The sequence below is a fragment of the Chryseobacterium proteolyticum genome, from assembly GCF_046591535.1.
GTDB classification, from domain to species: domain Bacteria; phylum Bacteroidota; class Bacteroidia; order Flavobacteriales; family Weeksellaceae; genus Chryseobacterium; species Chryseobacterium proteolyticum.
The window spans coordinates 15,977-35,831 of the sequence record NZ_JBJLWK010000005.1; the positions used below are offsets into that span (position 1 = coordinate 15,977).

General features: G+C 36.1%; 17 protein-coding genes and 2 pseudogenes. 7 read left to right on the forward strand and 12 right to left on the reverse strand.

Annotated features, from left to right (window positions below; all coding sequences use genetic code 11):
• Nucleotides 1-413 precede the first annotated feature (413 nt).
• The gene (locus ACJ5H0_RS17670; RefSeq protein ID WP_411251023.1) at nucleotides 414-2,552 is read left to right on the forward strand and encodes a S9 family peptidase; all 2,139 of its coding nucleotides are present in this window, start codon (nucleotides 414-416) and stop codon (nucleotides 2,550-2,552) included.
• 258 nt (nucleotides 2,553-2,810) lie between these two features.
• The gene (locus ACJ5H0_RS17675; RefSeq protein ID WP_411251026.1) at nucleotides 2,811-3,836 is read left to right on the forward strand and encodes an LLM class flavin-dependent oxidoreductase; all 1,026 of its coding nucleotides are present in this window, start codon (nucleotides 2,811-2,813) and stop codon (nucleotides 3,834-3,836) included.
• A gap of 44 nt (nucleotides 3,837-3,880) precedes the next feature.
• Here the strand turns inward: ACJ5H0_RS17675 and ACJ5H0_RS17680 are convergent, their stop codons facing one another.
• The 4 genes and pseudogenes from ACJ5H0_RS17680 to ACJ5H0_RS17695 all read right to left on the reverse strand — a co-directional run bounded on the left by ACJ5H0_RS17680 (nucleotide 3,881) and on the right by ACJ5H0_RS17695 (nucleotide 8,626).
• Nucleotides 3,881-4,327: an STM3941 family protein gene (locus tag ACJ5H0_RS17680; protein WP_172283556.1), complete on the reverse strand. Its 447-nt coding sequence runs from the start codon at nucleotides 4,325-4,327 to the stop codon at nucleotides 3,881-3,883.
• Nucleotides 4,328-4,377: 50 nt separating this feature from the next.
• A pseudogene (locus ACJ5H0_RS23170) lies at nucleotides 4,378-5,172 on the reverse strand (SbcC/MukB-like Walker B domain-containing protein); the annotation flags it as partial.
• A 1,535-nt stretch (nucleotides 5,173-6,707) separates the two neighbouring features.
• On the reverse strand, nucleotides 6,708-7,418 hold the full coding sequence (locus tag ACJ5H0_RS17690) for an AAA family ATPase (protein WP_411251032.1): 711 nt from the start codon (nucleotides 7,416-7,418) through the stop codon (nucleotides 6,708-6,710).
• Complete coding sequence (locus tag ACJ5H0_RS17695; protein WP_411251033.1) at nucleotides 7,415-8,626, reverse strand: metallophosphoesterase family protein; 1,212 nt, start codon at nucleotides 8,624-8,626, stop codon at nucleotides 7,415-7,417. Before ACJ5H0_RS17695 ends, ACJ5H0_RS17690 begins: the two co-directional genes overlap by 4 nt.
• Nucleotides 8,627-8,838: 212 nt before the next feature.
• On the opposite strand from ACJ5H0_RS17695, the gene ACJ5H0_RS17700 reads away from it, so the two are divergent.
• Nucleotides 8,839-9,087: a VF530 family protein gene (locus tag ACJ5H0_RS17700; RefSeq protein WP_306614578.1), complete on the forward strand. Its 249-nt coding sequence runs from the start codon at nucleotides 8,839-8,841 to the stop codon at nucleotides 9,085-9,087.
• Nucleotides 9,088-9,194: 107 nt separating this feature from the next.
• Nucleotides 9,195-9,695, forward strand: a complete 501-nt coding sequence (locus ACJ5H0_RS17705; protein ID WP_172283566.1) for an FKBP-type peptidyl-prolyl cis-trans isomerase — start codon at nucleotides 9,195-9,197, stop codon at nucleotides 9,693-9,695.
• Nucleotides 9,696-9,754: 59 nt separating this feature from the next.
• Here ACJ5H0_RS17705 and ACJ5H0_RS17710 read toward each other — a convergent pair whose 3' ends face one another.
• Nucleotides 9,755-10,132, reverse strand: a complete 378-nt coding sequence (locus tag ACJ5H0_RS17710; protein ID WP_273650674.1) for a YchJ family protein — start codon at nucleotides 10,130-10,132, stop codon at nucleotides 9,755-9,757.
• A 112-nt stretch (nucleotides 10,133-10,244) separates the two neighbouring features.
• Nucleotides 10,245-12,387, reverse strand: a pseudogene (locus tag ACJ5H0_RS17715) (M3 family metallopeptidase).
• A gap of 232 nt (nucleotides 12,388-12,619) precedes the next feature.
• Between ACJ5H0_RS17715 and ACJ5H0_RS17720 the strand changes: the two are divergent.
• On the forward strand, nucleotides 12,620-13,435 hold the full coding sequence (locus tag ACJ5H0_RS17720) for a head GIN domain-containing protein (protein WP_306614573.1): 816 nt from the start codon (nucleotides 12,620-12,622) through the stop codon (nucleotides 13,433-13,435).
• Between the two features lie 3 nt (nucleotides 13,436-13,438).
• On the opposite strand, the gene ACJ5H0_RS17725 is transcribed toward ACJ5H0_RS17720, so the two are convergent.
• The 5 genes from ACJ5H0_RS17725 to ACJ5H0_RS17745 all read right to left on the reverse strand — a co-directional run bounded on the left by ACJ5H0_RS17725 (nucleotide 13,439) and on the right by ACJ5H0_RS17745 (nucleotide 17,866).
• The gene (locus ACJ5H0_RS17725; RefSeq protein WP_411251038.1) at nucleotides 13,439-15,319 is read right to left on the reverse strand and encodes a monovalent cation:proton antiporter-2 (CPA2) family protein; all 1,881 of its coding nucleotides are present in this window, start codon (nucleotides 15,317-15,319) and stop codon (nucleotides 13,439-13,441) included.
• A gap of 8 nt (nucleotides 15,320-15,327) precedes the next feature.
• Complete coding sequence (locus tag ACJ5H0_RS17730) at nucleotides 15,328-15,849, reverse strand: NAD(P)H-dependent oxidoreductase (protein WP_172283587.1); 522 nt, start codon at nucleotides 15,847-15,849, stop codon at nucleotides 15,328-15,330.
• Nucleotides 15,850-16,042: 193 nt separating this feature from the next.
• On the reverse strand, nucleotides 16,043-16,849 hold the full coding sequence (locus ACJ5H0_RS17735) for a TPM domain-containing protein (RefSeq protein ID WP_306614570.1): 807 nt from the start codon (nucleotides 16,847-16,849) through the stop codon (nucleotides 16,043-16,045).
• Complete coding sequence (locus tag ACJ5H0_RS17740; protein WP_194304275.1) at nucleotides 16,830-17,258, reverse strand: TPM domain-containing protein; 429 nt, start codon at nucleotides 17,256-17,258, stop codon at nucleotides 16,830-16,832. The genes ACJ5H0_RS17735 and ACJ5H0_RS17740 overlap by 20 nt, the downstream gene beginning before the upstream one ends.
• Nucleotides 17,258-17,866, reverse strand: coding sequence for a LemA family protein (locus ACJ5H0_RS17745; protein WP_172283591.1), 609 nt, complete (start codon nucleotides 17,864-17,866; stop codon nucleotides 17,258-17,260). Before ACJ5H0_RS17745 ends, ACJ5H0_RS17740 begins: the two co-directional genes overlap by 1 nt.
• A gap of 73 nt (nucleotides 17,867-17,939) precedes the next feature.
• On the opposite strand from ACJ5H0_RS17745, the gene ACJ5H0_RS17750 reads away from it, so the two are divergent.
• Nucleotides 17,940-18,440, forward strand: a complete 501-nt coding sequence (locus ACJ5H0_RS17750) for a dihydrofolate reductase (RefSeq protein ID WP_345990683.1) — start codon at nucleotides 17,940-17,942, stop codon at nucleotides 18,438-18,440.
• A gap of 68 nt (nucleotides 18,441-18,508) precedes the next feature.
• The gene (locus ACJ5H0_RS17755) at nucleotides 18,509-19,081 is read left to right on the forward strand and encodes a tetratricopeptide repeat protein (protein WP_172283595.1); all 573 of its coding nucleotides are present in this window, start codon (nucleotides 18,509-18,511) and stop codon (nucleotides 19,079-19,081) included.
• A gap of 69 nt (nucleotides 19,082-19,150) precedes the next feature.
• Here ACJ5H0_RS17755 and ACJ5H0_RS17760 read toward each other — a convergent pair whose 3' ends face one another.
• Complete coding sequence (locus ACJ5H0_RS17760; protein ID WP_172283597.1) at nucleotides 19,151-19,783, reverse strand: trimeric intracellular cation channel family protein; 633 nt, start codon at nucleotides 19,781-19,783, stop codon at nucleotides 19,151-19,153.
• Between the last annotated feature and the right edge of the window lie 72 nt (nucleotides 19,784-19,855).

Here is a 19,855-nt window from a genome sequence, read left to right on the forward strand (position 1 = left end):
TACATGAAGGCTTAAGTAGAAACCATTGATATAGGATAAGAAATGAAGTTTCTTTTGGAGCTGTTTCCCGCTATCCATTTTTACTCCTCGCTCCAATTCTGTTCCATACCCTTGCTGCGGGGTAATCATTACTATCGGGGCTATTGTTATCCCTTTTGATTACCATTTAGTATTAAAAATGCGATCAAGATATTTTTCACAAAAAACAAATCCGATATCGTGCTTGTGAATTGAACTTACAGAACTTTTTTTCTATTCTTATTCATAATCGTATTACTCCTTCATTAATTTCCATATTAAGGTAAGAAATTATTCACTTAATATGATTATATCATTTTATGAATGTTTTTAATTTAACATTTTCTTAACGGCTGACTTTTATTTCTTATTTTTGATGGATTCAATTTTATATAATGAAATTACATAAGTTTACTTTACTGATGGTGGTTTTGGGCGGTTCTTTATATGCTCAGACCCAAAAATTTACAATGGCGGAGGCTGTAAATGGGCTAAGAACAAATCTGGCAGTTAAAAATATTTCTCAATTTTCATGGTCTGAAGATGGCAAATCATATATTCAGGCCGTAAAAGGTGGGTATTTAATTACGGATTTAAAAAACAATAAGCAGGATACCCTTATTTCATTGAATCAGCTAAACAAACAATTCTCTTCAAATAAGCTGAATGCGGTTCCACAGATTAAGTTTATCAATAATACCAATGCATATTTTAATGCCAATGACCAAATGTTCTGGGTGGAAAAATCCGGAAACGACTGGAAGGTAAAAAAGACTTCGGCACTAAATGAAAATGCTGCCAATGTAAAGGTTTTTGGGGATAATCAGACCATGGCTTACACCGTAAAGAATAATCTTTATATTAACAGAAACGGAAAATCTGTTGCCGTAACCAATGATGCTGATGAAAATATCATTAACGGTCAGGCCGTTCACAGAAATGAATTTGGTATTGATACAGGAATTTTTCCAGCCCCTAATTCAGAATCTGTAGCTTTTTACAGAATGGATCAGACCATGGTTGCAGATTATCCCGTTATCGATTGGTCTGTAACTCCTGCGGTGAATCATAATATAAAATATCCTATGGCTGGGAATACCTCTCATCAGGTAAGTCTTGGTGTTTATAATATCAAAAATCAGTCTACAACTTTTTTAAAAATTGACGGAGAAAAAGATCAGTACTTAACAGCGGTTACCTGGAGCCCGGATTCTAAATATATTTTTGTGGCTGTGCTGAACCGGGGACAGAATCATATGAAAATGAATCAGTATGATGCCGAAAGCGGAAATCTTGTAAAAACATTATTTGAAGAAACAAATGATAAATATGTGGAACCTCAGCATCCGCTTGTGTTTTTTCCTAAATCCAACACTGATTTTATCTGGCAAAGTCAACGAACAGGATACAATCATTTATTTCATTTCAACTTGGAAAAAGGGTTGATCGCCCAGATTACAAAAGGAGATTGGTTGGTTACGGATATATTGGGCTTTAATGAAAAGAAAAAGGAAATATTTTTTGTTTCAACAAAAGAGACCCCTCTTGAAAGACATTTGTATAAGATCAACTGGACAAACTTTAAAATGCAGAGACTGGATGATGCGGAAGGAATGCATACAGGAGTCCTGAGCAGTGATGGAAACTATTTATTTGATGTCTATACCAATGCCAATACACCCAGAGTCGGTAATATCATTAATACAGCAACTTTAAAATACAATAATGTTTTCACCTCTGAAAATACATTAAAGAACTATCAGCGCCCTGAAATCAAAAATGTGAATTTGAAAGCGGATGACGGAACTCCTTTATACGGAAAGATTATTCTTCCGACGAACTTTGATCCTAATAAAAAATATCCGGTGATTGTTTATTTATATAATGGTCCTCACCTACAGCTGATTACCAATTCTTTCCCGGCTTCAGGAAATCTTTGGTATGAATATATGGCACAAAACGGATATATTATTTTTACTATGGATGGAAGGGGATCTTCAAACCGGGGATTAAAATTTGAGCAGGCCGTGTTCAGAAATCTGGGAACTACTGAAATGAATGATCAGATGAAAGGAGTTAATTATCTGAAGTCGCTACCTTATGTAGATACGGAAAGAATGGGGATACATGGATGGAGCTTTGGTGGATTTATGACTACAAGCTTTATGCTTCGTCAGCCTGACGTATTCAAAGTAGGAGTTGCAGGTGGACCTGTTATCGATTGGAAGATGTATGAAATTATGTATGGTGAAAGATATATGGATACTCCGCAGGAAAATCCGGATGGATATGCAAAAGCAAACCTCTTGGACAAAGTCCAGAATCTGAAAGGTAAACTTCTTATGATCCATGGAGCACAAGATGATGTAGTAGTTTGGCAGCATTCTATTAAATTTATTAAATCTGCGGTAGATAACGGGGTTCAGCTTGATTACTTTGTATATCCTGGTCATCCTCATAATGTAATAGGAAAAGACAGGGTACATTTGATGCAAAAGATTACCGATTATTTTGATCAGAACCTGAAAAAATAATCAAATTAACATACTAAAAACCACTTATTACAGTAGACTTTTATTTGTAATAAGTGGTTTTTTGATTATATAAATTCTAAAGCTTAAGAAATTAAAATATAAGAAAATTCGGTTTGAAGAATTAAAGATCTTTTTGAAAAGCAGTTTCTGAAACTTAAAAAATCAGTTTAATTTTTTTCTCTGCTTTTCGATCTTACCATTGATCAATGTTTTTGATTTTTGATTCCTGTAATTTTGATGTAAATTAAAAAATACAATATGGAATTAGGAATTGGAATGTTTGGCGACTTAGCTTTTGACCAGACAACAGGAAAATATAAAGATGCAGGAGTAAAGATCAGAGAAATTCTTGAGCAGGTAAAACTAATGGATGAGGTAGGAATTGATGTTTTCGCCATGGGAGAGCATCACCGCCCGGATTATGCAGTATCATCTCCGGAAATGGTTCTGGCAGCAGCGGCAAGTATTACAAAAAATATTAAATTGGCTAGTGGTGTTACTGTTTTAAGTTCATCAGAACCTGTAAAAGTGTATGAAGATTTTTCAACATTGGATCTGATCTCTGACGGTAGGGCTGAAATATTTGTCGGAAGAGGAAGTTTTATAGAATCTTTTCCTCTTTATGGATATTCTCTTAATGACTATGATCAACTTTTCGATGAGAAATTGGAATTGTTATTAAAAATCAATTCTGAAGAGAATGTTACGTGGTCCGGAGAGCTTCGTGCACCTATGCACAATCAGACTGTATATCCAAGGGCAAAGAATGGAGGAAAGCTTCCTATATGGAGAGCCGTGGGAGGAACTCCGCAATCGGTTCTAAGCGCAGCAAAATTAGGAATGCCATTGATTGTGGCTATTATTGGAGGAATGCCGATACAATTTAAAAATCTCGTGGAATTTTACAAGCAGGAATATCAAAAAGCAGGACATGATGTTTCCCAGATGCAGATTGCTATTCACTCTCATACTTTTGTGAGCGATGACCAAAAGGTTATTGATGGCTATTTTCATACTTATAAATCGCAGATGGACAGAATAGGGGCATCGAGAGGATGGGCTCCCTATACCAAAGCACAATATGATGGTGGGAGAAGCAAAGAAGGAGCTTTATTTATTGGAAGCTCGGATGAGGTATATGATAAGATTGCTTATATGAAGGAGGTTTTTGGTATCACCAGATTTGTGGGACATATGGATGTTGGGGATCCGGAGCATAACGTGATGATGAAATCAATAGAATTGTTTGGTAAGGAAGTACTTCCGAAGGTCAAGCTATTATAAAAAGAAACTCCATTGAATTTTCAATGGAGTTTTTATTTTTTAGTCTAGGAATTCACGGAATTTGTTTTATAGTCATTCATAATTTCTGCCAGCTTTCCGGCAGACATTCCGTAAGTATCCGGAAAAGCTCCTGTCCTCGATTTTAGTTTGGAAATATCTATGTACTCAGAATCAAAATCAATCATTACCATATTGTTAATGAAAATTCTTTTAGTGGAAAAGCCATTAATAACATGCCAGGGGATGAAAGTCGACCTGAATAATGATCTCATCTCAAAACCCTTTCGGTCAACCCTTAAATAAGAAGAATTAGGAATAAGCATGATGACATTCACAATTACACAAAGCCCGAAAAAGATAATATTAGCAAGCCCAATCCAAAGATTGGTGGTAACAATATAAAAGCCCATAATTACAAACAGTAAACTAATGATCAAAAGTATACTTTGCTTAAGCTTGCTGGGATAAAAAGTCACGGGAAGTTTCTCCATAATATTTCAAAAGTCAAATGTACTGCAAAAGGACTCAATAAACCTATATTTTAAAGCATTTCTATCAAACTTCCACGTTCCTCGTCTTTAACAATACTAAGTGATACCGGAATTTTTTCTTTAAGCTCTTCAACATGCGATATAATTCCAACAATCCTGTTTTCCTTTTGCAGTCCCATCAGTGTTTCAAAAACAATATTTACAGATTCCAGATCCTGGGTTCCAAAACCTTCATCTATAAAAAAGAAATTTTTATCAGCTTTTGTAGTAGCCTGTACACTTTCCGCCAATGCCAGTGCCAGGCTCAGAGATACCTGAAAAGCCTGTCCGCCGGATAAAGTTTTTACACTTCTCGATTTACCCTCGTTTAAATAATCAATAATTTCAAAATCATTGTTGTCATTAAGCTGCAAGCTTAGTTGATTTCTGGTCATTCTGTGGAACCTTACATTGGCATGATCACAAAGCTGTCTAAGATAGATGGAGGAAACATATTGAACAAATCCGGCTCCTTTAAACAGATTGGTCATTATTTTTAGATTATCGGACCGCTTTTGGAGTTCACTCAGGTTTTTAAGTAATGCCTCCTTTTTCTTATATTCTTTTTCCAGTCTTTCAATTTCGGAAGTTACTTTTACAACAGAATCATTAGCTTCCTTTAATTGCAGTTCAATGTCTTTCAATTGTTTCTCGGCAGCTTCAAACATCTCCTGATCATAAGAAAAATCCTTCAGCTTGATCTCCAGCTCCTGTATACCGTTTTTTAATGTTTCAAACTGAATACGGAATTGTTGGATTTGAGTCCTTGTTTTATGAACATCAATTTCGATCATCAAAATATTTTGGACGTCGGTAAGCAAACCAAAGTCTTGTTGCTGTAAAGCAACTTGTAATGCCTCTTCATTTAAGGATGTTTCTTTTGTTAATTCAGAAATTCGGATGTTTAATTGGCTCGCAATCGCTTTTTCTTCTGCGAGTTTGGGGACGATTTCTTTTTCCCGGTTGATTAAGGCTTGATATTCTTTTTCAACTGTCAGATTGGATTCAATTAATTTTTGATGAAGCTTCATAACTTCTGAATGAGATTTATCCCGATAGTCATTCCAGTCCAGGCTCTTCAGATTGGATTGGTTCGTTCTGATCTGCTCCTCCTTCTTCGCCTCTTCTAGTTTGAATTCATCTAAAGCTTTTTTATATTTTTCAAGGATTTCCTGCTCTTTTTCAAAGGTTGTCCTTTCGTGTAAGATCTTCTGGTTAATTTCTTCAATTTGCTTTTCTATGGCAAAGGATTGTTGCCGTTTAAATTCGAAATCAGTTTCACCATCAGCACTAAATTCGTTCCATATGAATCTTTGAACATGGAGTTGACTTTCCTTTTGAAGCAGATCGAAAGATTCCTGTTCCGCCTTCAGCTGATCTTCAAAGATCTTTTTTCTATCCAGAATCTTTTCAATTTCTGCTATTTCTTTTTGGATTTTGGAAATAGCATGATCATTTAATTGAATTTCTTCCTGAACTTCATTAAGCTCAGTATCTACATAATGAAATTCGATAATATGAGGATGTTCCAGAGATCCGCAAAGAGGGCAGTTCTCCCCATCATGGAGCTTTGTTGCAAAACGGGATAATTCTTTCTGAATCTTCAGGTGATCCAGTTTTTGCTGCAGATTTTTCCTTTTATTTTCTAAATTTTCTGTTTTGAGTTTGAAATCTTCTCTGAAATTTTCAGTATCAATTTTGTAAACTTTCAGATCATTAAGGATCTTAGAGATCAAATCCTGTTGATCCATCAGTTTTTGGCTTTGTTTCTGTTGCAGCTCTCTCAGGTTTCTGTTCTGGACAAACCAATTTCCGACGCTGACTAATACATTAGCCTCGATCTTTTGAGGCTTCAGCCTCTCAGCTTCTTTAGTAAGGGTATTTATTGCTGACTGTCCAAGCTTTTGTTTCTCCTCAACTTCGAAAACTTTTTCAGCACCCTTTTGTGTTCTTTCCCGAAGTGTCTTAATTTCTTCGGAAAATTGTAGCATCTGTAAGATCAGGCCAAGATCATTTTCCTGGATTTTTGATTGATCTAAAGCATCAAATTGAGCTTGAAGAGCAACAAGCTTTTCTTTGATAAGGTTAAAGCTTTTTTCCGTTTCTTCAACAGACTTTGTCCGGATTTCCAACTCCTTTTGTCTCTCAGAAATTTCACCGGAAAGCTTCTTCTTTTCATTCAATAAAGGGTCGAAAATACGAAAGGTTGTATCATAAAGATCTGTTTTCTTTTCCAGCTCATCAATTTTTGCTTTCTCAGTTGAAATCTTTTCAAAATCTTCTTTTTTTTTGACGTAAGTTTTCGAAGTCTGTTTTTAAAATTTTTAGCTGTTGATATTTTTCAGAAACTTGCAGGTGCTCTTTTTTTTACGTCACTGAATTTTTGTTGTTCTGTTTTAAGATTTTCTTTTTGTAAACGTATGTGTTCCTCATCAATTTCCTCAAATCCTTTCAATTCACCCTGAAGCTGATCTAGTTCGGACCTGTTTTTGGCATTTAAATTCGAAACATTGTTTTGCAGGTCAAACCTTTGAAGATTGAAAATCTCTTTCATCATATTGGTTCTGTCAGCAGCACCTAATTCAAGGAACTCTTTAAACTGACCCTGAGGGATAATGATGGTTCTTTTAAAATTGGAATAGCTTAATCCGATAACTTTTTCTGCATCAGAATGATCGAGCGGGATCCATTTTCCACCTTTGTTTTCATAAAAAGTAACTGAAGAGGGTTTTACATCTTCAAATTTTTTTGAATTTCTTTTAAAATCCCTGGTTGCACGAAATAACTTATTTTCATGGTTGACGAAATCGAATGCTATATAAGAACTGTTGGATTTGAGATTCATCATATTGTAAGCTCGCTTATCCCGCATATTCAATCGTTCTGTTTCTCCATACAGAGCAAAAGAAATAGCTTCCAGTATCGATGATTTTCCGGAACCCACCGAACCAAAAATTCCAAACAACCCGGCTTCCGTAAGGTTGGCAAAATTAATGGTCTGACGCTCCTGATAGGAATAGAGTCCTTCTATTGTTAGTTGAATTGGAATCATGACTGGGAATTTAAGATTTCGTTAAACAGGTTCATTAGTTCTTCATTAGCTTCCTGGCCAGCATTTTTAGACCTGAAATAATCTTTGAATAAAGTTTGTATATCCTGATTGAGATTAATTTCGTGCGGTTGGCTTTCACTAAAATCCTGATTTTTTACTTTAGGGATTAAGTGGATGATCCCTTGATGAGATTGGTAAATACGTTTTCTGTCCTCCGCCTTTAAAAAAGTATCGCTTTCCAGGGTTAATTCGATCAGCATATCGGAATTTTCAAGCAACCATGAAACCGTCTTTTCGACAGAATCAAAAACCTTTCTTACCAATGGCTTGCCGGTTTTTAAAGCGATTCTTTCATAAGAAACCTCTTTACCCGGTTCTGCTTCGATGATATTTATATATTTTGTTTGCCCTGCTTCACTAAAACTATAGCATAAAGGTGAAGACGAATAAACAACTGGTTTTTCTTTTGTTCCGATATTTTGAAAACTGTGTAGATGTCCTAAGGCTGTATATTGAATCTGGTCAGGAATAATATCTGAATAGATGAGGTCCGCGGTACCAATTTTAATGGGTTTCTCACCTTCGGGCTCTTCCAGAAGTTCTGCACCTCTTTTATTCATGTATAAATGAGCGCATAAAATATTAACACCATTCTCATCGCAAAATTCTTCTGCGAGCTTTTTCCAGCTTTCCGCTAAAATCTTATTAAGTTCTTCCTCTTTATTTTCACCAAAATATTCTTTTAACCGGATCTCATTGGCATAGGGAGTATGCATGATCCGAACAGGAAAGCTTATGTCTTTTAGGTGTAATTCAATCAATCCTTCAGCTGAATTTGAAATTTTAAAATTTTCTAATTCAAAGGGAGTTACTTTAGCCTTTGGATGACCTATTAAAATAATTCCACATTCTCTTGCAAGTGGATCCGGTGCATCAATTAAATTCGGAGAATCATGATTTCCAGAGATCGCGACGACCGGGCGCTTTCCATTTAATGATAAACGTTTTAAAGTTTTGTAAAACAACTCGACTGCTTCAACACTTGGGTTAAAATTGTCAAAAAGATCTCCGGCAACAATTATGAGATCTACTTTTTGGGCATCAGCTATCTGAACAATCTCATCCATTACCTGAACTTGTTCTTCCAGACGTGAAAACCGATCCAGACGTTTTCCTAAATGCCAGTCGGCAGTATGCAGAATTTTCATATCTCAAATGTAAGAAACAAAAAAGGGAAAGAGAAATTTAGAGAGGAATTCTATAATTTGAACAGGTTGATCTTGCTTTTTTAGTAGAGGGGGGCTGATTACAAAATTATTTCTATTGTAAATTATGTCCCCGAATTAATGATTCAAAAGGTAGGTCAGGAATCCTCTTTCAAAATCTCACAGTATTATTAGTACTTTTGTAAAAAAAAAAGATGGAACAATCCAAAGACCCGCTACACGGAAAAAGACTGGATACAATTCTGGAAGAACTTGTGGAATATTATAACGGATTTGAGAAGCTTGGAGAACAAATTAACATCAAATGTTTTACGGATAATCCGAGTATCAGCTCTTCTCTGAAGTTTTTAAGAAAAACGGACTGGGCAAGGGCTAAAGTTGAAAGTCTGTATCTCTTTGTATTGAGGCAGAAAAAAAAGGATCAGACAAGGAATAAAAACTAGAAAAACTCAATATGGATTGAAGATTTTCTCAGTACTTTTTCTGTAAATCAAAAGTAGTATATTTGTGCTGTTAATCGTGAAAGGACTCACGAAAAAAAGATAAAAATATGACAATCGAAAACAATCATGTTGTAGCTGTAAGTTATATACTTCACACTATCGAAGAAGACGGAAGTAAAATTCTTGTAGAAGAAACAACAGCAGAAAACCCACTTACATTTTTACATGGTGTAGGAATGATGATTCCAAAATTTGAACAAAATATCCTTGGTTTGAAAGCTGGTGATAAAGTATCCTTTACTATTCTTCCTGAAGAAGCTTATGGTGAAAGACAACCGGATGCCATTGCACAATTACCGATTGACATGTTTAAAGAATCCGGTGTACCTCCTGTAGGAGCTATTTTACCTTTGTCCGATAATCAAGGGAATAATTTTCAGGCATTGGTAGTAGAAGTTACTCCAGATGTTGTAATTGCAGATCTTAACCACCCTATGGCTGGAAAAGTATTAGATTTTCAAGTGGAAATTTTAAATACACGTCCAGCTACGGAAGAAGAGTTATCACATGGCCATTCTCATGGGATCGACGGAACAGATGTTCACTAAAAAATAAAAATGTCCGATTTTTCGGACATTTTTTTTTATAATCAGTTCAGCTAAGTATTTTAATCTAAAAATTCTCCGGAAACATAGTACCATCGATCGTGCATTTTCTGGAAAACAGAAAATTCATGATGAACTTGTGGATTTCCATCCTGATCAATGTAGTGGGCTTTAAATTCCACATGGTTCAAAGCAGGTGTCCGGATAATTTCAAGTTGTACCCATTCATTAATCTCTCCCCATTCCTGCAGATCTTTTTTATTGTGGTATTTACGTTTTCCGGGTAGAGTAGTTTCCATAAGATATTCACCATTTGGGATTGCAAAAGCCGAAAATCTGGAGCGCATTAATGCTTCGGCAGTTGGAGCATGCTTCTCTCCGGTGTGATAGGGTTTGCAACATTCAGCGTATAATTTACCCGAACAACATGGACAATTCATTTTTCAATTTTTTAAAATACAAAAATCATGATTTTTTATCATAATACCACAAATTTCACATTATGTATTTTACAAATAAAAAGCATTCAAATTAATGAATGCTTTTCAATTATTATTTAATAAACCCTCTGTTTCTCAATAAAGGTTTTATATCCGGATCATGTCCTGTAAAATCTCTGAATGCCTGGTTCAGGTCTACAGAGTTTCCTACAGAAAGAATGTATTTCCTGAAACGGTCTCCATTTTCTCTTGTTAAGCCGCCATTATTTTTGATCCATTCCCAGGCATCATTATCTAATGTTTCAGACCATAAATAAGCATAATATCCCGCTGAATATCCACCGCCCCAGATGTGCGCAAAATAAGGTGTATGATATCTCGGTGGAACAGTAGCCAGATTAAATCCATGCTTGGCAAGGGATTGTTTTTCAAACTCCAGAACAGGAATAAGCTGACTTTCATTTGTTACTGTGTGCCAATCCATATCCAGTTCTGCTGCCGAAACCAATTCGGTAGTCATGTACCCCTGATTAAAAGTTCCCGCTTTTTTGATCTTATCAACCAATGCTTGTGGGATAGGTTGCTTAGTTTCATAATGAAGGGCATAGTTTTTCAGAATAACAGGATCCAGAGCCCAATGTTCATTAATCTGTGAAGGGAATTCTACAAAATCTCTAGGGACATTAGTCCCGGAAAGAGAAGGATACTTCTGGCTTGCAAACATTCCGTGTATTGAATGTCCGAATTCATGGAACATGGTAGAAACATCATCATAACTGATCAATGAAGGTTTACCGGGTGCCGGTTTCTGGTAATTGTAGCAATTTACAATCACAGGTTTTGTTCCTAAAAGGTAAGATTGTTCAACAAAGTTACTCATCCATGCACCTCCGTTTTTAGAATCTCTTGTGTAAAAATCAAGATAATAAATAGCAATTGATTTTCCGTCGTGGTCAAAAACCTCATATGTTACCACATCAGGATGATAGGTTGGAAGGTCAGTTCTTTTTTTGAACGTAAGCCCATAGAACTTTTCGGCAGCATAAAAAACTCCTTTTTCTAAAACTGTGGTTACTTCAAAATAAGGTTTGATTTGATTTTCATCCAGATCAAATTTTGCTTTTCTTACCTGTTCTGCATAGAAATTCCAATCCCAAGGCTCTACTTTAAAGCCTCCTTTTTGCTGATCGATAAGGTCCTGGATATCTTTTGCTTCACGTCTTGCAGTTTCTACTGCTGGAGTTGCAATCTGATTCATCAGTTTAGTAGCTGCTTCCGGCGTTTTAGCCATCTGATCCTGGAGTTTCCATTCTGCAAAGCTTTTTTTTACCAAGGATCTGGGCTTTTTTAAGTCTTAGTTTAGCTAGTTTTTCGATAGTTTCCCTTGTGTCATTGGCATCTCCTTTTTCAGCTCTAAACCATGAAGCCTTGAATAGTTTTTCACGGGTAGCTCTGTTTTTAAGATTCTGTAATAGCGGCTGTTGTGTTGTATTTTGTAATGCTAATAAATACTTGCCGGGTTGTCCTGCTGTTTTTGCATCCGCTGCTGCTGCTTCAATTTCATCAGCAGAAAGGCCATCAAGTTCCTTTGCGTCCGAGAAGAAAACACCTCCCTGCTTTCTTGCTTCCAGTAATTTATTGGAGTATTGAGTGGAAAGCGAGGCCAGTTCCTGGTTTACCTGTTTTAATTTTTCTTTATCCGCCGCAGAAAGATTAGCACCAGCGATCTCAAAATTCTGCTTATAATATTGTAATAATCTCTTACTTTCAGAATCTAAACCATCCTCTTTAATAGATTGTATTCTTTTGTAAAGATTGTCATTAAGATACATTTTATCAGAGTGTGCTGCAAAAACCGGGGCGTATTCTTCATCCAGTGATTGTAATGTGGGATTAGTATTTGCGCTTGTTAAATTCGAAAATACAATCAGGGCTCTTTTTAATACCTCCCCGCTTTTCTCCAAAGCGACAATTGTATTTTCAAAAGTAGGCGTTGCCGGATTGTTTGCAATTTTAACAATTTCAGCATCATGCTGTTTTAATCCAAAATCAAAAGCAGGTTTAAAATCTTCATTCTTAATCTTATCAAATTCCGGAGCTTCGTACTGAAGCTTACTTTTTTTCATAAATGGATTTGAAGAAAGAGAAGAATCTGGTACAGGAACTTCCTGTTGAGTATCGGTTTTTTTCATTGTAGTACAAGAGTAGTTAAATGCCAAGGCAGAAATTAATAATACCGATGAAATATTTTTCATAAAATTACTTATTATTGAAGCATAAAGATATTAAAAACTAAACTATAATAGCCGCTTTCCGGTAAAGTCTTTCCTGAAAATAACATGGTCGCAGAATTTAAATCAAAAATATAAGATTTTACCTTTGATCAGTTTTAGGAATGTAATTAACTAAACAGTTGTAATATTTTTTATACTTTAGTTGTTATTAATATAAAAGAATACTAAAACTTAAATTAAAAAATTAATACATATGAAAACGACGACTCTTTTTATTTTTTCAACTTTAATAGCAGTGTCTGCATGTAATGAAAAATATGACAGGAAAAACAAGGAAAAAAGTGATTGGGTTTCAAAGGTAGTGGACAAAGGAAGCGGCCCTATCAGAGAGAAAGAATTTAAAGGCGAGTTCGATGAAATTGAGGTTTCTCAGGCTATTGATGCTGAGATTATAAAATCTGAAACTGAAAGAGTAGTGATCTCTGCACCAGAGAATCTTATTGATGAAATCCTTGTAGATAATACGGGTGGGAAACTTCATATCCATTATAAACCGGGAATCAGAGTGATGAATCAAAATAATGTTACCGCTAAAATTTATGCCAAGGATTTTACCAAGCTTGACGCAAATTCTGCCGGAAAAATCACAGTTAAAGATAAATTTACCCAGGAGAAAACGGATATAGAAATTTCCAGCGCGGGAAGTGTTACCGGAGATCTGGAAGCGAATAATTTTGAAATTTCAGCGGGTAGCAGCAGTAGTTTTGAAGGAAAAATCTGGGCTGTTGACTTAGAAATTGATGCTTCTTCAGCTGCAAGCATCTCATTAACGGGGAAATCTAAAAATGCAAATATTACATCCTCTTCAGGAAGTAGCGTATCTGCAGAGCAGGTTCTTGCAGAAAATGTAAAAGCAGAAGCTTCCAGCGGAGCAAGCGTAGAGATAAGCGCTACATCCAAAATAGATGCTAATGCATCTTCAGGCGGAAGTATCGATGTTCACAAAAAAGGAAATGTAACTTCTGTAAATAAAGAAGAGAGTAGTGGAGGAAGCGTTAATATACACTAGGTATTAATCTTCAGTATCCTCTTCTTCTTCAACGGATGAGGCACCTTCCCAATCTTTATTATCGAAACTAAGATTATCAAATGCCAATAGCTCCTCCTCTCTTTGGAGGAGTTCTTTTGTCGTAAACAGGAGCAGTTCATCTTCTTCTTTTATTTTTGCCAGCCTTCTGATAGATGCTTTATCTATGGCCATAAATCTCTTTCCGAGACGTCTGGCAGCATATTTTCTCATGCCTGTTTCATGAAGAACGTCTATAGCCATGTCTACAGCTGTGCCCAATGTTTCTCTGTAAATTTTATCAACACCTTTATTGAGATAGCTGTATGCATCAATTCTGTTTTTAGCTCTTACAAAAATTTTCACATCGGGATAATGCTCACGGACAAGATCAGCAATAAACATATTATCATTAGGATCATCAAGACAAAGGACCAGTATCTCGGCATCTTCAATTCCTGCTGCACGTAAAATCGGAATACGGGTTGCATCACCATAATAGACCTTAAAACCATAGCTACGCAACAATTTTACCCGATCAGAATCTCTGTCCAAAACAGTCGCTGAAATCTTATTGGCTTTTAAAAGCCGTCCTACCGTACTTCCAAAGTGGCCGAACCCAACAATAATAATTTTCTTTTGTGCAACATCGCTCCCCAGAATATTAAAATCGTGATCAGTATCCGGTTCTTCTTTGATAAATTTAGGTGTGAAAAATTTGTCATTTACAATCAGAAGAAAAGGAGTAATACACATTGTAATGGCTGTTACTGCCATAAGTTGGTCATTTAATTCAGGACCGAGTAGGTAAAGATCAGATGCGTAATTTATAAGGACAAAAGCAAACTCTCCGACCTGGGAAAGGGCAAACGCATAAAACAGACTTTGAGGGGTGTCTATTTTAAAGAATTTTCCGATAGCATAGAGAACTATAAACTTTACGATCAAAACTGCAAAAACAGTACTGAATATAAATAAAGGATCATCCTGGATGATATTGAAATTCATCGTTGATCCTACACTGACAAAGAAAACCGCGAGCAATAAACCTTTAAAAGGGTCGATCTGTGCTTCCAGTTCATGTCTGAATTCACTGTTTGCAAGCATGACACCTGCAAGGAAAGCACCCAATGCCGGAGACAGACCAATGGCAACCATAAGTTCGGCAACTCCAATAACAAGAAATAGGGAAGAGGCTGTTAACAATTCGGTCATTCCGGATTTCGAAACATATCTTAAGAAAGGAACAAATACATACCTTCCCAACAGAATAAGGATTGCTACTCCAAAAAGTACCGTTGCAGCCTGTAGCCACTCAGGAAGTTTCTGAATAATCACCTGTATTTCATTGTTATGGTTTCTTGGTTTATAATGTGCTATTACAGGCAGTATGGCAAGAATGGGAATTACAGCAATATCCTGAAATAATAAAGTGGAGAAAGAGGCTTCTCCTGCTGTAGTTTTGAGGTTGTTCTTTTCCTGTAAGGTCTGCAATACAATAGCGGTAGATGACAAAGCGAAACACATTGCTACAGCAGTAGCCTGGTCTGCTCTCCATCCAACACTGATGAAAACCAGAATGAGCAGGGAGATGGTGAGAACCATTTGGGTTAATCCCAATCCTATAATCTTTTTCCGCATTTCCCAGAACTTCCTGGGTTCCAGTTCTAATCCTACTAAAAATAAAAGCATGATTACGCCAAACTCACTCGCATGCATGATGTCATTGACATTCTTGCCTGTGAGCTTAAGTACGTAAGGACCAATAATGATTCCTCCTGCAATATATCCAATGACGGAGCTTAACCCAAATTTCCTGGCAAGTGGAACCATAATAATGGCTACACCCAGAAAAAGTAACGTGTTAATTGCTAAAGAAGATTCCATATATTATTTCATTGATTCAATAGTTCCATAAACTCTTTTTTATGAAGAATAATTTCCTTTTTAGTAAGCTTATTGGCTTCATAAACGATTTTAATATTTTTGATATTGGCTTTAAAAACATTTAAAGAAACAATTAATCCACTGATCAGCTCGTCAATCGTGTATTGATATGTTCCTGTTTTGGTAAAAGACCGTTCTTTCCCTCCTGTTGTGACCAGAATGTATACCTCTTTGCCTTCAAGGGGATTATATTCCCCTTCTTTAAGCCAGTCTCGATCAAAAACCTCATCAATCCATAATCTCAACAAAGGAGGCATTCCAAACCAGATAATCGGAAACTGAAAAATAAAACGGTCATAATTTTTCAGTCGTTTTCTTTCTCTAAAGGCAGCAATGTGAAAATCCGGATAATCTTCATAAAGATCACGAAGCGTGAAATGCTGATGACGAACATAGAAATTGATAAGCTCTACATTCGAGTTTGAATGTTCCAGATAAGGATGTGCAAAAACCACCAATGTCTTTTTCATAATCCTGTTTTCAGTAAATATATTAAAAAATTAATAGAAAAACGATAGTTTTTAAGAGGTTTTGTTAATTTATTAATACAAAAACTTAAATTTTTTATTAAAATAAAGCAATAAAATGTTCTTATTTTAGTGTTTTAAATAAAAAAAAAATCAGTCATTATATGGCTGATTTTATATTTTGTTAATGTGTATGTTACCACCCTCCGGATGCACCTCCTCCGCCAAAACTTCCACCTCCTCCGAAGCCGCCAAATCCACCTCCTCCGGAACTTCCGCCACCAAAGCCTCCACCGCCGAAGCTGCCCGGGAAAGGGAAGAACCCACCAGGGTAATTTCTGCGTCCTCTTCTGTTCAGGATTACATCGTCATCATCATTATTTCCGCCACCACCTCCTCGGTTTCCGAAGAGAATAGCCAGAATAATAAATATGACGAAAGCAATGATAAGAACTCTCAATGCCTTTCCATTTCCTTCCCCTGTTGCCGGTTCATTTACAGGCTTAAATTTCCCCTGAACAGCTTCCATAATGGCTGAAGTACCGCGGTTTATCCCTTCATACCACAATCCTTGCCTGAAGTTAGGAGTTACAATATAATCCAGTATTTGTCCGGAAACTGAGGCGGTAAGATATTGTTCTACTGCTCTTCCCTGCTGTATAGACATCGTCCTGTCCTGAGTTGCTATAAGAAAAACAATTCCATTATCTACCCCTTTCTTTCCGATTCCCCATTTTTCACCAAACATTGTTGCCAGAAAATTGACATCTTCTCCTTTTGTACTTGGAATAATAATCACCTCAATTTCTGTAGATGTCGAATCTGCGAATTTGATCAGCTTATTATTAAGATCATCTTTTTCCTGTTGTGAAAGCAGGTTAGCTTCATCATATACAGGATATAAAACAGCTGGTTTTTTAGGAATGGTATATTGTGCTGATACAAAAGTGTAAAAGCAGATCAATAGAAATGAAAATACTGATTTAAGAGAACGTAATTTCATTGGGGAGTTCATTGGGATTTTCTCCTTCTACAGGAAAATATTTTTTTAATTCAATACCAGTCTCAAGAATGGCACTCTTCAAAGCTTTGTAATAATTTCCCTTGGCAAATTCAGAAGTTATATAGTCATGCAGGTGGTCCCAGAAATACTGATGTACTTTTTCATGAATTCCCGTATCACCAATAATGGTAAGGTATTTTTGTTCAAAATTAACATGGAAAAGTACTGCATTTCTATGCGTGGTTTTGTGCATACCAAGCTTTTTAAAAACTTCCAGCGCTGTTTGGGCATGCTGGGTTTCCGTATGGGAATCTATATGCACTCTGATCTCACCTGTAGAATTCTCTTCCGCAGACTGAATAGCTTCCACCAGGGAAGCTATTTGTTGATTTGTCAGGAAATTGCTCATTATTCAGAGAAAACTTCTGGTGCTTTATTAGCTCCGGCTTCTGCTTTGAAATAAGGTTTTTCTTTAAAGTTTGTAAAATTCGCCAAAATATTATTTGGGAAAGTTTTTATCGTAGTGTTATAATCTTTCGCAGCATCATTGAAATAAACCGTTTCAGATCTGATACTGTTTTCAATTGCGGTGTATTCTCTTTGGAAATTGATGTACTGCTGATCAGCCTTTAAATTAGGATATGATTCTACCACAGCCATTAATCTGCTTAAAGCTCCTGATAATTCTCCCTGTGCAGCCTGAAACTTCGCAAGGTCAGCTTCTGTCATATTGGTAGGATCAATATTTATAGAGGTCGCTTTCGAACGGGCTTCTATTACTTTGGTTAAAGTTTCCTGTTCAAATTTAGAATATGATTTTACCGTTCTTTCGAGGTTAGGAATCAGGTTGGCTCTTTTCTGATAAACAGTCTCTACATTAGACCATTTGCTGTCAACATTCTGTTCTTTTGTTACGAAATTATTATATCCGCTTTTTCCCCAGAAGAAGATTACGGCAACAATGATAAGGAGAGCAATGCCAATAGTTCCGGCGCTCAAACAGCCTTTATTTTTCATAGTTTATTTTTTTAAATTTTTTGTGCTAATCAAATATACAAATTATGTGCTAATTTTGTGGAAAATTATTTGAATGACAACAATTGTGGTAGCAATGGGGGAGAAAAATGAAATTGGTTTTAATAATCAGTTACTCTGGCATCTTCCGAAAGATCTAAAACATTTTAAAGATATAACTTCCGGACATCCGGTAATCATGGGAAGAAAAACCTATGAAAGCATCGGGAAGCCACTTCCTAACCGTACCAATATTGTTATTTCAAGAAAAAAAGATTGGTTTGAAGAAGGAATCCTGATCGTGGGCAGTATCAAGGAGGCTGTAAAATTTGCCAAGAAAATTGATGAGGAGATCTTTATAATAGGCGGAGGAAACATATATGAACAGACGATGGATGTTGTGGACAAGCTTGAAGTAACTTTAGTAAAAGCAGATCTTGAAGCGGATACCTTTTTTCCAAAAATAGATGGTAAAATCTGGGCAAAAACAAATGAAATTTGCCATGAAAAGGATGAAAAGAACCCGTATGATTTCTGTTTTCAAACGTTTGAGAGGATTAAAAGTAAACAGGAGTAGAATTCTGACGGCTAAGTTCTAGCTTCTAACCTCTAAATTTTTTATCTTTGCACTTCTAAAATTGAATAATGAATAAATACATAAAAATTGTAATCGCAGCTCTTCTTATATTGGGTGGACTTGCCATGATGATTTTCACAAGAAATTTAGGTTGGGGAATTGTAATCTTTCTTCTTTCAGCTTTGCCGATCTTTCTTTTCTTTAAAAATGAATATATCCTTTTGGCTTTCTGGCAATTGAGAAAACAGAATATGGAAAAAGCTGTAACTTATTTAGACCATATCAGGAACTATCAGACACAGCTTCATAAATCTCAATATGGTTATTTCCATTATCTGCAGGGATTAACTCTGGCTCAGGAACATCCTACCAAAGTTGAGCCTTTAATGAGGAAAGCACTTGAGTACGGTTTAAATATGAAACATGACAGAGCAATGGCTACTTTAAATCTTGCTGCTTCTGCCATTTCTAAAGGAAGAAAACAGGAAGGACAGAAATTATTGGAAGAAGCTAAAAGATTGGATAGTGCAGGAATGATGACAGATCAGATCAAAATGATGAAAGATCAGTTGAAGATGCCGACAATGCAGAAACATATGCATAACCCTAATATGAGACAAAGAGGAGGGAAAATAAGATAATCGATTCCTTACCATAAAAAATAAAGGCAGAAAGTTTACTTTCTGCCTTTTTATATTGTTTTGTATGATCTACATTTCCGAATTGTGGTCATATCCGTAGAACTTAGGCATCTGCCAGTGGTATTTTACCGCCAGTGTACGGATCACCACTATCAGAAGGATCGTAAAAATCTGGATAAAAGTGTAGGAAAGGTTAGAATATTTTGTCATCAGTAAGAAAGCAGCTCCGCCAAAAATACAGGCTGTAGCATAAATTTCTTTTCTGAAGATCAGAGGTATCCTGTTGAGTAAAATATCCCGGATAATCCCTCCGAAACAACCTGTAATAGTTCCGAGTCCGATGCATATCAAAGGATGGATGTCTGCATTTAAACCTTTCTGGATACCTATAATGGTAAATAAGCCGAGTCCCAGGCTATCAAAAATAAATAAGGTAACCTGAAAGTTTTTTTCAAAAGATTTAAAGACCATCGTAAATATGCTCGTCATAATAATAACAGCGCAGGTCAGTAAATCATGCATCCAGAATACCGGAATATCCAGAAGCAGATCCCTAACAGTTCCTCCTCCCACTGAAGTTACGAAAGCTATAATGAGAACTCCAAAAGGATCAAGTCGTTTTTGCATAGCAGCAAAGCTTCCCGACATCGAGAAGGAAATTGTCCCCAATACTTCTATGGCAAAATTGAACTGTTCGTGCATATATTTTGAATGATATCTGATAATAGATTGATGGTTCTTCCATAAGCAAATCCTTTACCATTTATCACTGAT

What these genes read in the sequence shown, in the direction of transcription:
- ACJ5H0_RS17735 (WP_306614570.1), bottom strand. Translation starts at nt 16,849, where the DNA reads ATGAAATTACGTTCTCTTAAATCAGTATTTTCATTTCTATTGATCTGC.
- ACJ5H0_RS17725 (WP_411251038.1), bottom strand. Translation starts at nt 15,319, where the DNA reads ATGGAATCTTCTTTAGCAATTAACACGTTACTTTTTCTGGGTGTAGCC.
- ACJ5H0_RS17680 (WP_172283556.1), bottom strand. Translation starts at nt 4,327, where the DNA reads ATGGAGAAACTTCCCGTGACTTTTTATCCCAGCAAGCTTAAGCAAAGT.
- ACJ5H0_RS17670 (WP_411251023.1), top strand. Translation starts at nt 414, where the DNA reads ATGAAATTACATAAGTTTACTTTACTGATGGTGGTTTTGGGCGGTTCT.
- ACJ5H0_RS17740 (WP_194304275.1), bottom strand. Translation starts at nt 17,258, where the DNA reads ATGAGCAATTTCCTGACAAATCAACAAATAGCTTCCCTGGTGGAAGCT.
- ACJ5H0_RS17745 (WP_172283591.1), bottom strand. Translation starts at nt 17,866, where the DNA reads ATGAAAAATAAAGGCTGTTTGAGCGCCGGAACTATTGGCATTGCTCTC.
- ACJ5H0_RS17760 (WP_172283597.1), bottom strand. Translation starts at nt 19,783, where the DNA reads ATGCACGAACAGTTCAATTTTGCCATAGAAGTATTGGGGACAATTTCC.
- ACJ5H0_RS17730 (WP_172283587.1), bottom strand. Translation starts at nt 15,849, where the DNA reads ATGAAAAAGACATTGGTGGTTTTTGCACATCCTTATCTGGAACATTCA.
- ACJ5H0_RS17675 (WP_411251026.1), top strand. Translation starts at nt 2,811, where the DNA reads ATGGAATTAGGAATTGGAATGTTTGGCGACTTAGCTTTTGACCAGACA.
- ACJ5H0_RS17750 (WP_345990683.1), top strand. Translation starts at nt 17,940, where the DNA reads ATGACAACAATTGTGGTAGCAATGGGGGAGAAAAATGAAATTGGTTTT.
- ACJ5H0_RS17720 (WP_306614573.1), top strand. Translation starts at nt 12,620, where the DNA reads ATGAAAACGACGACTCTTTTTATTTTTTCAACTTTAATAGCAGTGTCT.
- ACJ5H0_RS17710 (WP_273650674.1), bottom strand. Translation starts at nt 10,132, where the DNA reads ATGAATTGTCCATGTTGTTCGGGTAAATTATACGCTGAATGTTGCAAA.
- ACJ5H0_RS17700 (WP_306614578.1), top strand. Translation starts at nt 8,839, where the DNA reads ATGGAACAATCCAAAGACCCGCTACACGGAAAAAGACTGGATACAATT.
- ACJ5H0_RS17705 (WP_172283566.1), top strand. Translation starts at nt 9,195, where the DNA reads ATGACAATCGAAAACAATCATGTTGTAGCTGTAAGTTATATACTTCAC.
- ACJ5H0_RS17695 (WP_411251033.1), bottom strand. Translation starts at nt 8,626, where the DNA reads ATGAAAATTCTGCATACTGCCGACTGGCATTTAGGAAAACGTCTGGAT.
- ACJ5H0_RS17690 (WP_411251032.1), bottom strand. Translation starts at nt 7,418, where the DNA reads ATGATTCCAATTCAACTAACAATAGAAGGACTCTATTCCTATCAGGAG.
- ACJ5H0_RS17755 (WP_172283595.1), top strand. Translation starts at nt 18,509, where the DNA reads ATGAATAAATACATAAAAATTGTAATCGCAGCTCTTCTTATATTGGGT.